Genomic DNA, 14,838 nt, shown 5'->3' on the forward strand with positions numbered 1-14,838 from the left:
GTCGCGCCTGAGAAAGGGACATGGCGCGCACAACATGGCCATCGTCCGCCACTTCGCCCTCAACGCCGTCCGTCTTGCAAAGGGCAAGCACTCCATCAAAACCACGCGAAAGCTCGCCGGATGGGATCCAAACGAACTCGCGCGAATCCTAAGCCCTGCACGTTAACCTGGACTCGTTGCCCTGTGGATGCCCGTCCCGAGCTTGCCTCGCCCGCCAGCACGCTGTATCCGCTCGTCCTTCCATCCAGCGAGATTTTCCCGAATGACGCGCCCGATCATCGTGTTCGACCTCGACGGCACCCTCGTCGACACCGCTCCGGACTTGCTCGACAGCCTGAACCACAGTCTTGCCGCCGGCGGCGCGCTGGCGACCGATACCGACGGTTTTCGCCAGTTCGTCGGCCATGGCGGCCGCGTCATGATCGAGCGTGCCTATGCGGCGCAGAAGCGCATGCTCGACACCGCCGAGCACGACCGGCTGTTCACGTTGTTCCTCGACCACTACGGCACCAACATCCCCGGGCGCTCGCAACCCTATCCCGGCGTCCCCGCCGCCCTCACCCGGCTGGCTGCCGCCGGCTACCTGCTCGCCGTCTGCACCAACAAGACCGAGGCCTTTTCCGTGCGCCTGCTGGAAGGCGTCGGCCTCGCCGGCCGCTTCGCCGCCATCTGCGGCGCCGACACTTTTGCCTTCCGCAAGCCCGATCCGCGCCATCTCGTCGAGACCATCGCCAGGGCCGGCGGAGACGCCCGCCAGGCGGTGATGGTCGGCGATTCGCAGACCGACATCGACACCGCCAAGGCGGCCGGCATCCCGGTGGTGGCCGTCGATTTCGGCTACACCGATCGGCATGTGCGCGAGTTCGGCCCGTCGCGCATCATCTCGCATTTCGACGAGCTGACGGTGGCGATGTGCGGGGATCTGATGCAGGCCGCGCAGGCCTGACCCGCATCGCATTTGCGCCGACAGCGCGCTTGACTTGCCCGGCCGCCCTCCCTTATATCGCGGCTCGCTTCGGCCTCGGGCCGACGGCGGGCGATTAGCTCAGCGGGAGAGCACACCCTTCACACGGGTGGGGTCGTAGGTTCAATCCCTACATCGCCCACCATTCTCCCTTCGAACTTAGACGCACCGACCAACGGCGTCGCGCTTTCCAAGCTAAGCCGTCGCGATATATTCCCTGATCTGCTGGGCCTCGCGCTCGACGTCCTCGATGCGCCGCTTGACCACGTCGCCGATCGACACGATGCCGTCGAGATGGCCGTTCTTCTCCACCGGCAGGTGGCGGAAGCGGCCGCGCGTCATGATCTCCATGACCTCGTTGACGGTATGGTTCTCGTTGCAGATGCTGACTTTGGGGGTCATCGCCTCGCGCACGGTCTGGTCGAGGGCGGCCGCCCCGAGCTTGCCGATCACCCGCACGATGTCGCGCTCGGACAGGATGCCGACGATCTTGCGGTCGCCATTGGTGATGACCAGGGCGCCGATCCTGTGCTCCGTCAGCATTCCGATCGCTGTCGCAAGCTTCTCGTTCGGCCCGAGCGTGTAAACGTCGTGGCCCTTCTGTTCCAGGATTGCCTTGACCGTCATCGCCTCCTCCAACCGTGGTTGACCGCGGCGGCCGCGCGACCGCGCCCGGCCGTCACCCATGGTGCCTCCCGGGGCGGTCCATTGCAAGTGCTTGGATTCCGCGGGCGGCCGGGCTGCGCGGCGCCGGAGACCGGCTTCAGCGTCCCTTTCCGAGAAAGTACGGCAGAGCGGCGAAACCGGCGACGAAGCCGCCGATATGCGCCTCCCAGGCGATGGTGGCTTCCGACCCGTATCCGAGGCCGACAAGGCCGGTGACCAGGTTGACGATCATCCAGACGCCCAGAAAGGTCATGGCACCGCGCGAGCGCAGCACCGCGGCGATCGGCAGCGCCGGGCCGGCGAAGGCCGAGCGGCCGCCATGGCGCTCCGTCCGGAAGGCGAAGCGCGCGGCCGCCCCCATCATGCCGGAGATCGCGCCGGAGGCGCCCACCAGCGGCGCCTGGTCGAGCGGATGCAGCGCCCAGTGCAGCGCCGCCGCGGCGAGTGCCGTCAGCACCCAGAACAGCGCGAAGCGCGGCGTGCCCAGCCGGTTGGCGAGCGGCGAGCCGAACGCGGCCAGCCACACCATGTTGATCGCCAGATGCGCCAGCCCGCCATGCAGGAAGGCATAGGTGACCGGCGTGGTGAAGGCGTAGACGTCGATGTCGTAGAGCCCGGAATAGCGCACCGGAATGAAGGCGGCGCGCACCAGCAGTTCCATGTTCTGGTCGAGGTCGAGCAGATAACCCTGCGCGACATAGACCGCCACGCAGAGGGCGATCAGCAGGAGAACGATGCCCGGGATGTTGAAGACGGGCTCGCGCGACGGCTGATCGGGCTGGGTCGGGGGGTCTTGGATCGAAGGCTCGGTCATGATGGCGCTTGCTAGCCCATCCCGGCCGAAAGCTGAATGCCCCGGCGGCAATATGTTGCACCGGATGGCGACCGGTCGGCTCCCGCTGTTCCGGGAAGCGGCAGACGCAGCCGAATCGCGAATCAGTCGCGGCAAAAGAAAAAGGCCGCCCGGGAATGTCCCGGACGGCCTGGTCGAGCCCCCCGCTCTCCCAAGGAAACTTGTGACTGAAGGGGCGCAATCGGAGGTCACGACCGCGCCGTGGAGTGATTTGATTGATGTCACGGCGCCGCCCCGCGAGCAATCTAAACCGAAAATTAACCTTAACGGGCCCGACCCGTGAACAACCGGCGGCCGCGCTGGCACGCCTCCTGCTTCGAGCCGCATGTAGGCCTTCAGCGGACGCGTTCCTGTCTGTCCCTGACACAGCCGAAGACAGAGAATGCGAGACGGAGCGACATGAAACGGGAAGCATCGGTCAACCTGTTCCAATATTGGAACCGCCTTCGCGACGGCCGGCCAGCGCCGCGCCGCACCGAGATCGAGCCCGCCGACATCAAGGCCCTGCTCGGCGACACCTTCATCCTCGAGAGCGATACGCGCGGCGAGGCCGTGTTCCGGCTGGCCGGCACGCGGCTGTGCGCCATCTATGGCCGCGAGCTGAAGGGTTTCGCCTTCTCGTCGCTGTGGCGCGACAAGGACAGCCGCCTTGTCACCCGCCTGGTTCGCAGTGTGTTCCAGGACAAGGCGGTCCTGGTCGCCACCTATGACGGCATCTCGCGCTCCGGGCGGACCGTGGGGCTGGAACTGCTGCTGCTGCCGCTCGACGGCGGCCAGGAGAACCGCCGCGCGCTCGGCATCATCTCGTCGGAGGCGAAACCCTATTGGCTGGGAGCCGACCCAGTGACCGAATCGTCGGTGGAAACGGTCCGCATCGTCGATCCGGACCGCGAGCCGATGTTCCTGAAGAACAGGCCGGCCGTTTCGGTCCCGTCGCTGGTGCCCGGCCTGGAAGGCCCGGCGGCGGACACCGCCGGAGCGCGGCGCATCCGTCATCTCCTCGTGCTGCCCGGCGGACGCTCGGAGTAACGCTACAAAAAAAACGGCGACATTTCAATAAGAGGAAACTCTCCTTACGGCCTGTTAACCGGTCAGGCGATATCTAGCGCCAATATAGAAGTACTGCGCGGATCTGGCAGCCGGCGGAGCAAGACAGGTGATCAGGGCGACGGCAATAGACCAATCGCCATCCAGAGTTGAACGGCGTAACTTTCAGCGCGTGCGCGTGAAGATATACGGCCGTTTCATGCTTGAGGATCGCACCGAGCACCCGTGCCAGGTCATCGACATGTCACCCGGCAATGTCGCGTTGCGTGCCGACAACCACGGCCAGCTCGGCGAAAAGGTGATCGCCTATGTCGATCACATCGGACGGATCGAGGGCATCGTCACCCGCATCATGGAAGACGGCTTCGCCATGACCATCGTGGCGTCCGACCGCAAGAAGGACAAGCTGGCGGCGCAGCTCACCTGGCTCGCCAACAAGCACGAGCTGGATCTGCCGGAGGACCGCCGCCACGAGCGCGTCGCCCCGCGCAACCCGCTGACCACGCTGCAGCTCGCCGACGGCCGCCAGTATCAATGCCGCATCATCGACCTTTCGCTGTCCGGCGCGGCGGTGGAGATCGACGTCAGGCCGGCGCTCGGCATGCAGGTCGTGCTGGGCACGATGCGCGGCCAGGTCGTCCGTCATTTCGAGGACGGCATCGCCATCGAATTCGCCGTCGTCCAGCGCTCGGAAACGCTGGATTCGGAATTCAGCGACCGCGCCTGAGCGGCGCACACCGCATGTAATTTCGCGGACGACCCCGCCGGGCAGAGCCCTGCCCGTCGCTTGCGCAGGCTATCAGGCATACAGTTTTCGACTTTGCCCGCGGCCGCTCCTACCGGATTCACAAAGCTTGCACCGACGGCTGAGATGCCTGCTCGGACGGGCGTGCTGTCCGGCAACATCTCGGGGCGCGCCAAGCGCCCTCGTGGTTCGACAAGCACACCATGAGGGCTACTGGCAGGTTGCGCAAAGCGCTACCACTGATCCGCCGCTGCGACAGCAACGACAAGCGGAAGCCTATCAGAAGCCCTCATGGTGAGCTTGTCGAACCACGAGGGCGCCAGACGACCTCGCCTGACCCACTTCAGGCGCGGCGCGACCGCCGATCGTTCAAATTTTATGCAAATTCGACTAAAAACAATGTCGAATTCTATTCTTGTTTTACGCGAAGTAGATTGGAATACGATCTAGTTTTTAGTTGAATTAAACTGCCCGATTTTGCGTCACATAAATTCGCATCTGTCATTGTCTCCTCAAACGGGGAGACTTCACAATGACAATCATCAGAAGGGTGAGGCTGCTGATTGCGGCGGCGGTGGCGGTGGCGGGCATGACGGCGGCGGCCGAAGCGGGCTCGGCCATGAAGACCGGCGCACGCACCACCCAGCCCGTCGGCCACTACGAGTTCTGCCAGGCGCTGCCGCAGGAATGCCGTCAGAAGACGCCGAAGCGGGCGCCCGCCGACCTGACGCGGCAGCTCTGGTCGGCGATCGTGCGGATCAACAACGACGTCAATGCATCGGTGACGCCGAAGACCGATATGGAGATGTGGGGCCGCGAGGAAGTCTGGTCCTATCCGACCAGCGGCGCCGGCGACTGCGAGGACTACGCGCTGGAAAAGCGCCGCCGCCTGATGGCGATCGGCGTGCCGGCCGGCGACCTGCTGATGACCGTGGTGCGCCAGCCGAACGGCGACGGCCATGCCGTGCTGACGGTGCGCACCAGCCTCGGCGACTTCGTGCTCGACAATCTCGAGCCGCGCGTGCTCGCCTGGGAGGACACGCCCTACACCTACCTCAAGCGCCAGTCGGAGACCAATTCCGGCGTGTGGGTGAAGATCAACGACGGCAGGGCCGAGGCTGTCGCCAGCGTCCGCTAGTTTCTGAACAACCCGGTCGAGTCCCCACCCTCCCCGTCCCCAACGACCGGGTTCAGGAGCCGGCCCTTTCCCCGAGGGCCGGCTCCGCCATTTCGGGGGATGCGTCAGCGGACGGGTTTCAGCCCGGCGCGGAACCGCCGGCCGTTCTCGACGTAGTGGTCGGCGGACCTGGCCAGGCCGGCGACGGCCTCCGCGTCGAGCTGGCGCACGGCCCTTGCCGGGACGCCGACGATCAGCGAATTGTCCTCGAACACCTTTCCTTCGGTCACCAGCGCGCCGGCGCCGACCAGGCAGTTCCTGCCGATGCGCGCGCCGTTGAGCACGGTGGCGCCCATCCCGACCAGGCTGTTGTCGCCGATGGAGCAGCCATGCAGGATCGCCCGATGGCCGATCGTGCAGCCTTCGCCGATCGCCAGCGGCGAACCCGGATCGGTGTGCATGACCACATGCTCCTGCACATTGCTGCGGGCGCCGATGGTGATCGGCTCGTTGTCGCCGCGGATGACGGCGCCGAACCAGATGCCGACGTCCCGCCCGATCCGGACATCGCCGATCACCGTCGCGTCCGGCGCGATCCAGTTGCTCGTCTCGTCCTCGAAACTCGGTGCCTTGTCGTCGATCGCATAAACCGGCATGCCCTGCTCCTGCTGTCTGTCCTCGCCCGGCCGACCAACCTGATACCGCAAGTCGGCTCGCGATAAACCCTTCAAGGTTGAACAGACCGGGAAACGCCGGTGCGTGGCGCAGCCAGCGACGCGCGTTTACGTCTCGTTTACCATGAAAATGCAGAGTCGGCGGAGGATATGGCAGGCGAATCCGTCTGCCGGCGCCGAGGCGGATCGGCATCAGGGATATCGCGATGACGCAGGCTTTCGCCGACGAACCGGAGGTCGATCCGGTCGGCTCGCGTTTCATGACGCGGGTCTTCGTCGCATGTGCCGCGCTCGCCTTGCTTTCGCTGGCGCTCAGCCTCGCCGGCCGCTGGTTCGGATCCGCCATCTCGCTTGCCGGCTATACCGACGATCCCAACCCGATCGAGGTCGTCGTCGGCGACAGCGTCATCGCCGCGCCGGCCAACATGATCCGCTTCGAGCGGGCGCGCCGGTCCGGGCCCGCGCCGCGGCTCGACCTCTATCTGCGCTGGCCGACGCTCGAGGGTTATACCCGCGAGACCCGCGACGACTTCAACAATGTCGGAGGCAGACGCAACATCCTCTTCCTCGGCTTCGAGGAGAAGATGATGGCACGCGACATGAGCGGCCGCTTCGAGCCGATCTACCGGTCGCTGATCGTACAGCCCGGACGGCCGGGACCGGCCGGGCTGACGATTTACGACTTCGCGGCAAAATCGGGATATCTGAACGAAACCCTCGCCGTGGCCGACCGCGACGGCCGAGCACCTTTCGTCGCGCGATGCCTGGAAGGCTCGAGCGCCGGGGAGTCACTGGCGCCCTGCGAGCGCGATGTCGCCCTGGGCGACGATCTCAGCCTCACCTACCGCTTTCCGCGCGAACTCCTGGCCGACTGGAGGTTTCTCGACGCCGCGGTGACGGCCAGGGCCACGGAAATGCTGCGGGCCGGCCGCTAGACGATCCTGGCGGCCGGCCGCGCGCTCAGTTGAGATCGATATCGAGGATCGCCATCGAGAAATTGTAGTCGCCGTCGTCCTCGTCTTTGAAGACGATGCCGAGGAATTCCTCACCGACATAGACCTCGGCCGAATCGGTCTTGCGCGGGCGCGCCTTCACCTGCATGTCCGGGTTCTTGAACGTGCGCTTGAAGAAGGCTTCCAGCTTTTTTATCTCGTCGGGCTTCAAGGCTTTTCTCCGCCTGTCGGGGGTTCTCTTGGGAATCGACGGCCTTCTGACACGCGGAGCGACAGGCTGTAAAGGCTGCGGCCGGCATCGTCCCGGGGCAATCGCATCTGGAGATACCTCCACCCTAGGGGCCCCTTGAGGGCAGGGGTTAGGGGTGGGGTATCCGCCAGCCGCCGCATCCAGAATTTCCATGCGACTGCCATGCGGCATCGTCCAGGCGCTGGCTCGTTCGGCGATGCATCAAGCCGCTCCAAGCCGGCTGGGTACCCGGCGTAGCGCCTTGGCGCGATCTCGCCTCAGATGTCGAAGCTGACGACGTGATCCATGGTCTGCGACGGCAGGAACTGGTCCATCTGCCGCGACGGCCGGTCGCAGCCGCTCTCGCCGACCACGCGCGCCGGAACGCCGGCGACCGTCTTGTTGTGCGGCACCGACGACAGCACGACCGAGCCGGCCGCCACCTTGGCGCAATGGCCGACCTCGATATTGCCGAGGATTTTCGCGCCGGCGCCGATCAGCACGCCGTAGCGGATTTTTGGATGCCGGTCGCCGCCGGCCTTGCCGGTGCCGCCCAGCGTCACGCCGTGCAGAATGGAGACCTCGTCCTCGATGACCGCGGTTTCGCCCACCACCAGTCCGGTGGCATGGTCGATGAAGATGCCCTTGCCCATCCGCGATGCTGGATGGATGTCGGTCTGGAACACGGAGGACGAGCGGCTCTGCAGGTAGAGCGCGAAGTCGCGGCGGCCCTGCGTCCACAGCCAGTGCGCCAGCCGATGCGTCTGGATCGCATGGAACCCCTTGAAGTAGAGGATCGGCATGAAGAAGCGGTCGCAGGCCGGGTCGCGGTCGTAATAGGCCTGGATGTCGGCGCGCACGGCGGTCGCCCAATCCGGAACTTCCGACGCCATCGCCTTGAAGGTATGGCGGATCAGGTCGGCGCTGAGGTCCGCATGGTCGAGGCGCTCGGCGATCCGGTGGATGACGGCATCCTCGAGCGATTCCTGGTTGATGACCGTCGAATAGAGGAAGGCCGACAGCAGCGGATCGCGGGCCACCGCGTCGGTCGCCTCGTCGCGCACCGAGCGCCAGATCGGATCGACCGGCTGAAGCGAGGTGTGCTTCGCCAGATTGCTGCTGCTCATGGGATGCCTCCGTTTCGCCTCCCGGCGTCGTCGCGCGCCTATATACACCGGACTATAGCGCGACTGAACTCAATTTTCTTCACCACCCTGTCAAATGGATTGGATTGGCCGCTTTTCAAGGCCATTTGGCACACGGTTCCGGCGCCGGAGCATGATCCCGGAAGGTTGCCACGCGCTCAGATCGGATGCGCGGCGAGAAACTCGAGCACGCGCCGCTTGAACGTCCGGTCGCCGACCGAAAGCATATGGTCCCTGCCCTCGATGTCGAAGGCGACCGCGTTCGGCATGAGCCCGGCGAGGTCGGCGGCCGAGCCCGCTATGTCGTCCGTGGTGCCGACCGCGATGAGCGTCGGCTGGGCGATGCGAGCGACGTCGGCTTCGTCGAGCAGCGTGCGCGAGGTCTCGATGCAGGCGGCGAGCGCCCGCCGGTCGCTCTTCGTCTGGTCGGCGAAGGTCCGGAATGTCTTGGCGCGCCTGTGCTCGATCGACGCCGGATCGTCGGCAAGCAGCGCCTCGGCGATCGGATCCCAGTCGCCGACGCCGTCGACCATGCCGATGCCGAGACCGCCGAAGACCAGGCTGGCGACCAGCCCGGGCTCGGCCAGCGCCAGGAAGGCGGAAATCCTCGCGCCCATCGAATAGCCCATGACGTGCGCCCGCCCGATGCCGAGATGAGCGAGCAGCGCGGCCGCGTCGCCGGCCATCTTCTGCGGCGTGTAGTCGGCCGGGTCGTAGCTTTTCGACGACTGGCCGTGGCCGCGATTGTCGAGCGCGATCACCCGGTAGCCGGCCTCGGTCAGCGTCTTCACCCAGCCCGGAGCCACCCAGTTGACCTGGATGCTGGAGGCGAAGCCGTGGATGAGCAGGATCGGCTCGCCGCCGGCCTCCGGCGCGCGGTCGAGATAGGCGAGATCGAAGCCGTCATGTGAAAAATAGGCGGTCATGTCAGCCTCGCGAAAACTGGCCTCAACCCGGATTGCCGGCCACACCCGCAATCACCGGATGGCGGAGCACCGTGCCGCGGGCGATGCCCATCTTCGCGGCCGTTCCCGCCTTCAGTTCGAGGACGAAGCGCACCGGCTCGCCGGCGGAGATGACGGCCTCCGACATCGGCTCGCCGCGTCGGACGGCGCGCACCGTGCCGTCCTCGGCGACGAAGATCAGGTCGAGCGGCATTGGCGTGTTCTTCATCCAGAAGCTCACCGGCTGGGTGCGCTCGAACACGAACAGCATGCCGTGGTCGTCCGCCATCGCCTCACGGAACATCAGCCCGGCCGAGCGCTCGCCGACGTCGTCGGCCACCTCGACGGTGAACGACCGCTCGCCGGCGGACGTCGCCGCCACCAGCGGCGCCGGGTCGACCGGCAGCACCTGGGCGCGGCCGTCGGCCAGGCCTGGCGTCAGATGGACGAGCGCCGCCAGCACGAGGGCAAGCAGCGCAGCAGCGATCCGGGGCTGTCGGGCGGCCAATCGGAACTCCCAAAAACGGTCGCGGGCTCAGTGCGACGACGGCAGGGTTCCGATATCGGGGTGAATTTCGGCGGCCATAAGGCCTTTGTCGCCGCGGCCGAAGCGCACCAGCACCACCTGTCCGGGCCGGAGCTCGGCGAGGCCGTAGCGGCGCAGCGTCTCCATATGGATGAAGATGTCCTCGGTGCCTTCCCCGCGAGTCAGGAAGCCGAACCCCTTGGTCCGGTTGAACCACTTGACCAAAGCGCGCTCCAGCCCGCTTTCGGCGACCACGGTGACATGGGTGCGCTGCTCCGGCATCTCGGCCGGGTGGACGGCGGTGGAATTGTCCATGGAGAGCACACGGAACGCCTGCAGGCCGCGGTCTCCCTGCTTTGCCAGGCAGACCACGCGCGCACCCTCGTGCGCGGTCTGGAAACCGTCGCGGCGCAGGCAGGTGACGTGGAGAAGGACGTCGCTTGCGCCCTCATCCGGCAGGATGAAACCATATCCCTTGGCCACGTCGAACCACTTGATCGCGCCGGAGACCTCGAACACGCCCGCGACGTCGCCTTCGTCGTGGTTCAGCCCCTCGTCGGCCCCCAAGCTCCGCCCCACCAAAGAGGCCTTCTCCCCCATCCGAGCGCACCTTTCCTGATCGGACCCACGTGATTCTTCCGTTAGGATAACACTTTGCATTCGTGTCAGGGCAATAGCCGGCATGGCTTTTTTCACCTTGGCGTGAACTCATCGACAACTATCATGCGGCAGCCGCGGAACTTGGCGTATAGGGTGGCCGGATGACCGCCCTGCGGCCTGCCGAACCTGGCGAACGATGGAAGGAAGACAATGCGTTACTTGCACACCATGGTCCGCGTGACGGACGTCGACGCCTCGCTGGACTTCTATTGCAACAAGCTCGGCCTGGAGGAGGTGCGGCGCATCGACAACGACAAGGGCCGCTTCACCCTGATCTTCCTCGCCGCGCCGAAGGACAAGGGCACTTCCAGCGCCGCCCGCGCGCCCGAGCTGGAGCTCACCTACAACTGGGACCCGGAGACCTATACCGGCGGCCGCAATTTCGGCCACCTCGCCTACAAGGTCGACGACATCTACGCCACCTGCCGGCGCCTGATGGACGGCGGCGTCACCATCAACCGGCCGCCGCGCGACGGCCACATGGCCTTCGTGCGCTCGCCCGACAACATCTCGATCGAGATTCTCCAGGAAGGCGACCCGCTTCCGCCGGCCGAGCCCTGGGCCTCCATGCCAAACACCGGAGCCTGGTAGCGCCCGCCACGGAGGAAGAGCCATGGCCGAGCCCCGCGTCCCGGTCCGGCATGTGCGCACGCCGGTGCTCGACATCGCCTATGAGGAGCACGGGCCGCCGGACGGCGAGGCGGTCGTGCTCCTGCACGGCTTCCCCTACGATCCGCGCTGCTACGACGCCATGGCGGCTTCGCTCGCGCCCGAGGGTCTTCGCGTGATCGTCCCTTATCTGCGCGGCTACGGGCCGACCCGCTTCCACGATGCAGGCACCATGCGCTCGGGTCAGCAGGCGGCGATCGCCCACGATCTGCTTGCCCTGCTCGACGCGCTGTCGATCGAGCGCGCGGCGCTGGTCGGCTACGACTGGGGCGGGCGCGCCGCCTGCATCGTCGCGGCGCTGTGGCCCGAGCGCGTGCGCTGCCTGGTAAGCGGCTGCGGCTACGCCATCCAGGACATCGCCCGCTCGGTCGAGCCGTTGCCGCCGGAGCAGGAACACCGCTTCTGGTACCAATACTACTTCCACGGCCGGCGCGGCCGCGACGGACTGGCCGCCAACCGCCATGCGCTGGGAAGACTGCTGTGGACGCTGTGGTCGCCGACCTTCCGCTTCGACGAGCAAACCTATGCGGAAACGGCCGCCTCCTTCGACAATCCGGACTTCGTCGACATCGTCGTCCACTCCTACCGCCACCGCTTCGGCTATGCGCCGGGCGATCCGGCGCTGGAGGAGACCGAGCGCCGACTCGCCGCCCAGCCGGTGATCTCCGTCCCCACCATCGCGCTGTGGGGCGCCGACGACGGCGTCGACCCGCCGCCGGCAGCCGATACCGATGCCGGCCGCTTCACCGGCGGCTACGAGCGCCGTGTCCTGCCCGGCGTCGGCCACGACATCCCGCGAGAAGCGCCGGAGGCGGCGCTGGCGGCGCTGCGCGATCTGTTGCACGGATGATCGACCGACCTCGGGAGCATCGGCATGCTTGCGCGGGCGGACCGCCGTGGTTACACGCTGTGACAGGTGGCTGACAGCCAAGGCCGCGGCGAGGAGGATGGTCTCGTGAAAAACGTGCTCGAGGAACTCGCCCGCCGCCGCGACATCGCCCGCATGGGTGGCGGCCAGGAGCGCATCGACGCCCAGCACAAGCGCGGCAAGCTCACGGCCCGCGAGCGCATCGACGTCTTCCTCGACGAAAATTCCTTCGAGGAGTTCGACATGTATGTCGAGCACCGCTCCACCGATTTCGGCATGGAGAAGCAGAAGATCGCCGGCGACGGCGTCGTCACCGGCTGGGGCACGGTCAACGGCCGCCCCGTCTATGTCTTCGCCAAGGATTTCACGGTGTTCGGCGGCTCGCTGTCGGAGGCGCATGCCGAGAAGATCCAGAAGGTGCAGGACATGGCGCTGCGCAACCGCGCGCCGATCGTCGGCATCTACGATGCCGGCGGCGCCCGCATCCAGGAGGGTGTCGCCGCGCTCGGCGGCTATGCCGAAGTATTCCAGCGCAACGTGCTCGCCTCCGGCGTCATCCCGCAGATTTCCGTGATCATGGGCCCCTGCGCCGGCGGCGACGTCTATTCGCCGGCCATGACCGACTTCATCTTCATGGTGCGCGACACCGCCTACATGTTCGTCACCGGTCCCGACGTGGTGAAGACCGTCACCAACGAGACGGTGACGGCCGAGCAGCTCGGCGGCGCCTCGGTGCACACCACAAAAAGCTCGATCGCCGACGGCGCCTACGACAACGACGTCGAGACGCTCTTGCAGATGCGCCGGCTGCTCGACTTCCTGCCCGCCTCCAATACGGCCGACATCCCCGAGATCGAATGCTACCAGTCGGCGACCGAGCACGATTTCTCGCTCGACCGCCTGATCCCCGACACCGCCAACAAACCCTACGACATCAAGGAATTGATCCTGAAGACCGCCGACGAGGCCGATTTCTTCGAGATCCAGCCGAGCTTCGCGAAGAACATTGTCACCGGCTTCGGCCGCGTCGAGGGCCGCACCGTCGGCTTCGTCGCCAACCAGCCGATGGTGCTGGCCGGCGTGCTCGACAGCGACGCATCGCGCAAGGCGGCGCGCTTCGTGCGCTTCTGCGACTGTTTCTCGATCCCCATCGTCACCTTCGTCGACGTTCCCGGCTTCCTGCCCGGCACCGCCCAGGAATATGGCGGGCTTATCAAGCACGGCGCAAAACTGCTGTTCGCCTATGCCGAGGCCACCGTGCCGAAGATCACCGTCATCACCCGAAAGGCCTATGGCGGCGCCTATGACGTGATGGCGTCGAAACATCTGCGGGGCGACATGAACTATGCCTGGCCGACGGCGCAGATCGCCGTGATGGGTGCCAAGGGCGCGGTCGAGATCATCTACCGCAAGGACATCGGCGACGCCGAAAAGATCGCCGCGCATACCAAGGCTTATGAGGACCGCTTCCTCTCGCCCTTCGTGGCGGCCGAGCGCGGTTATGTCGACGAGGTGATCATGCCGCACTCGACCCGCCGCCGCGTCGCCCGCGCCCTCAGGATGCTGCGCAACAAGGACCTGCAGAACCCCTGGAAGAAGCACGACAACATTCCGCTGTGAGCAAGCGCCCGGCGCTTGCCGAAGCTGTCTCCTGACGGCTGTCCAACGCCCTCGCCGATGCATTACAGTCCCCCGGGCGAGGGGGAGAATCAGCCATGCAACCGATATTCGGAGCGGCCGCCATGGTCGCCGTCTGCCTGCTTGGGGCGGGCTGCCAGACCAAGGGCATCTATGCCAGCGTGCACGACGCGCATGTGGTCGACGTGGCGGTACACTACCAGTCGAATACCGTGCCGCCTTCCGTCGCGCCGCGACTGCGCGAAACGCTGCGCTCGCGCTTCGCCGCGATGCCGAAGACCGGCCCGGAAAAATGCGTGTCGGTGACGATCGCCGAATATCATCTGAAGAACCCGGCTCTGTCGCTGCTGGTCGGCGATTCCAACCGCATGACCGGCACCGTCCGGTCGGTCGACAGGGCGACCGGCAAGATCGACGGCACCAAGCGGGTCGTTGCCCTCGACACCTACGCCCTCAACGGCGTGATCGGCGCCGTGCAGGCGGCGACACAGGACGCCGGCAAGGCCGAACGGGCGCTGACCGCCGGGATGGAAAACGAGGTGGTGACCGCCGTCTATGGCAGCGAGGTCGCGAAAGTGCGGCCGAGGCCCGCCGCGCCGCCGGCGGCTCCAGCCACGACCGGAGCGGTACAGCCTGCCGCACCGTCCACGGCCGCCAAGCCGCCGCATGCGCCGGCGCCCGCGCCGGCGTCGGCTGCATGTCCCGCCGCGATCGCGCAGGGTTGATGCACGGCACGAGATGACAGCCTTCGGTCAGGACGCCGCCTGCAACCGAGGGCTCGCCACGGGCACACGGGTCTACCGCCGAGTGATGAGGAGTCCGGCGGCCTCGCACCCCCACCCTAACCCCTCCCCACAAGGGCAGGGCAATCGCATATGCAGATGAAGACCGTCATTCCGGGGCCGCGCAGCGGAACCCGGAATCCAGAGCGTTGGTCTCGAAGGAAAAGCGAGACCTCGCAAATATCCAGGAATTTCGAGCAGCGTCGGCACTCTGGATTCCGGGTTCCGCTACGCGGCCCCGGAATGATGGGTGGACGGCCCCTCACGGCATCGAATGTGCCAAGCTGGAGCTGTTGGACTCAGCGAAGGAGACCGTCCGCGATGCAAACTATCAGATTTGGAATAGATTTGGCCAAGA

Annotated in this window: 17 protein-coding genes, 1 tRNA gene and 1 pseudogene; 11 read left to right on the top strand and 8 right to left on the bottom strand. The window is 66.2% G+C overall.

From position 1 onward, the window contains the following. The 3 genes and pseudogenes from C7I84_RS28655 to C7I84_RS28665 all read left to right on the top strand — a co-directional run. A pseudogene (locus tag C7I84_RS28655) lies at positions 1 to 166 on the top strand (ISAs1 family transposase); the annotation flags it as partial. A gap of 96 nt (positions 167 to 262) precedes the next feature. Beyond that, positions 263 to 946 carry a phosphoglycolate phosphatase gene (gene gph, locus C7I84_RS28660; RefSeq protein ID WP_106775623.1) on the top strand — a complete coding sequence of 228 codons (684 nt, stop codon included), beginning with the start codon at positions 263 to 265 and terminating at the stop codon, positions 944 to 946. Positions 947 to 1,034: 88 nt separating this feature from the next. Then, a tRNA-Val gene (locus C7I84_RS28665) sits at positions 1,035 to 1,109 on the top strand. Positions 1,110 to 1,159: 50 nt separating this feature from the next. On the opposite strand, the gene C7I84_RS28670 is transcribed toward C7I84_RS28665, so the two are convergent. Next, a complete protein-coding gene (locus C7I84_RS28670) occupies positions 1,160 to 1,591 on the bottom strand; it encodes a CBS domain-containing protein (protein WP_106775624.1) in 432 nt (143 codons plus the stop codon). A gap of 136 nt (positions 1,592 to 1,727) precedes the next feature. Next, entirely contained in the window at positions 1,728 to 2,444 is a 717-nt protein-coding gene (locus C7I84_RS28675) for a rhomboid family intramembrane serine protease (protein WP_106775625.1), read from the bottom strand. Between the two features lie 438 nt (positions 2,445 to 2,882). On the opposite strand from C7I84_RS28675, the gene C7I84_RS28680 reads away from it, so the two are divergent. The 3 genes from C7I84_RS28680 to C7I84_RS28690 all read left to right on the top strand — a co-directional run bounded on the left by C7I84_RS28680 (position 2,883) and on the right by C7I84_RS28690 (position 5,413). Continuing rightward, on the top strand, positions 2,883 to 3,512 hold the full coding sequence (locus tag C7I84_RS28680) for a PAS domain-containing protein (protein ID WP_106775626.1): 630 nt from the start codon (positions 2,883 to 2,885) through the stop codon (positions 3,510 to 3,512). A 130-nt stretch (positions 3,513 to 3,642) separates the two neighbouring features. Further along, the gene (locus C7I84_RS28685; protein ID WP_106775639.1) at positions 3,643 to 4,257 is read left to right on the top strand and encodes a PilZ domain-containing protein; all 615 of its coding nucleotides are present in this window, start codon (positions 3,643 to 3,645) and stop codon (positions 4,255 to 4,257) included. Between the two features lie 550 nt (positions 4,258 to 4,807). Then, the gene (locus C7I84_RS28690) at positions 4,808 to 5,413 is read left to right on the top strand and encodes a transglutaminase-like cysteine peptidase (protein ID WP_106775627.1); all 606 of its coding nucleotides are present in this window, start codon (positions 4,808 to 4,810) and stop codon (positions 5,411 to 5,413) included. 104 nt (positions 5,414 to 5,517) lie between these two features. Here the strand turns inward: C7I84_RS28690 and C7I84_RS28695 are convergent, their stop codons facing one another. Continuing rightward, complete coding sequence (locus C7I84_RS28695) at positions 5,518 to 6,048, bottom strand: gamma carbonic anhydrase family protein (RefSeq protein ID WP_106775628.1); 531 nt, start codon at positions 6,046 to 6,048, stop codon at positions 5,518 to 5,520. A 224-nt stretch (positions 6,049 to 6,272) separates the two neighbouring features. Here C7I84_RS28695 and C7I84_RS28700 point away from each other — a divergent pair, with 224 nt between their 5' ends. Then, positions 6,273 to 7,001 carry a hypothetical protein gene (locus C7I84_RS28700; RefSeq protein ID WP_106775629.1) on the top strand — a complete coding sequence of 243 codons (729 nt, stop codon included), beginning with the start codon at positions 6,273 to 6,275 and terminating at the stop codon, positions 6,999 to 7,001. A 25-nt stretch (positions 7,002 to 7,026) separates the two neighbouring features. Here the strand turns inward: C7I84_RS28700 and C7I84_RS28705 are convergent, their stop codons facing one another. The 5 genes from C7I84_RS28705 to C7I84_RS28725 all read right to left on the bottom strand — a co-directional run bounded on the left by C7I84_RS28705 (position 7,027) and on the right by C7I84_RS28725 (position 10,463). Continuing rightward, complete coding sequence (locus C7I84_RS28705; RefSeq protein ID WP_106775630.1) at positions 7,027 to 7,230, bottom strand: DUF3126 family protein; 204 nt, start codon at positions 7,228 to 7,230, stop codon at positions 7,027 to 7,029. A 296-nt stretch (positions 7,231 to 7,526) separates the two neighbouring features. Continuing rightward, positions 7,527 to 8,375, bottom strand: coding sequence for a serine O-acetyltransferase (cysE, locus tag C7I84_RS28710; RefSeq protein ID WP_106775631.1), 849 nt, complete (start codon positions 8,373 to 8,375; stop codon positions 7,527 to 7,529). A gap of 176 nt (positions 8,376 to 8,551) precedes the next feature. After that, a complete protein-coding gene (locus C7I84_RS28715; RefSeq protein ID WP_106775632.1) occupies positions 8,552 to 9,319 on the bottom strand; it encodes an alpha/beta fold hydrolase in 768 nt (255 codons plus the stop codon). A gap of 22 nt (positions 9,320 to 9,341) precedes the next feature. After that, positions 9,342 to 9,845, bottom strand: coding sequence for a DUF192 domain-containing protein (locus C7I84_RS28720; RefSeq protein ID WP_106775633.1), 504 nt, complete (start codon positions 9,843 to 9,845; stop codon positions 9,342 to 9,344). Between the two features lie 27 nt (positions 9,846 to 9,872). Then, entirely contained in the window at positions 9,873 to 10,463 is a 591-nt protein-coding gene (locus C7I84_RS28725) for a cold-shock protein (RefSeq protein ID WP_106775634.1), read from the bottom strand. A gap of 210 nt (positions 10,464 to 10,673) precedes the next feature. Here C7I84_RS28725 and C7I84_RS28730 point away from each other — a divergent pair, with 210 nt between their 5' ends. The 4 genes from C7I84_RS28730 to C7I84_RS28745 all read left to right on the top strand — a co-directional run bounded on the left by C7I84_RS28730 (position 10,674) and on the right by C7I84_RS28745 (position 14,423). Next, positions 10,674 to 11,114: a VOC family protein gene (locus C7I84_RS28730; protein ID WP_106775635.1), complete on the top strand. Its 441-nt coding sequence runs from the start codon at positions 10,674 to 10,676 to the stop codon at positions 11,112 to 11,114. A gap of 22 nt (positions 11,115 to 11,136) precedes the next feature. Next, the gene (locus tag C7I84_RS28735; RefSeq protein ID WP_106775636.1) at positions 11,137 to 12,042 is read left to right on the top strand and encodes an alpha/beta fold hydrolase; all 906 of its coding nucleotides are present in this window, start codon (positions 11,137 to 11,139) and stop codon (positions 12,040 to 12,042) included. Between the two features lie 105 nt (positions 12,043 to 12,147). Next, positions 12,148 to 13,680, top strand: coding sequence for an acyl-CoA carboxylase subunit beta (locus tag C7I84_RS28740; protein ID WP_106775637.1), 1,533 nt, complete (start codon positions 12,148 to 12,150; stop codon positions 13,678 to 13,680). Positions 13,681 to 13,775: 95 nt separating this feature from the next. Further along, positions 13,776 to 14,423, top strand: coding sequence for a hypothetical protein (locus tag C7I84_RS28745; protein WP_106775638.1), 648 nt, complete (start codon positions 13,776 to 13,778; stop codon positions 14,421 to 14,423). Positions 14,424 to 14,838: the final 415 nt, after the last annotated feature.

Origin of the sequence: Kumtagia ephedrae, from assembly GCF_003012745.1 — a bacterium.
Lineage (GTDB): Bacteria > Pseudomonadota > Alphaproteobacteria > Rhizobiales > Rhizobiaceae > Kumtagia > Kumtagia ephedrae.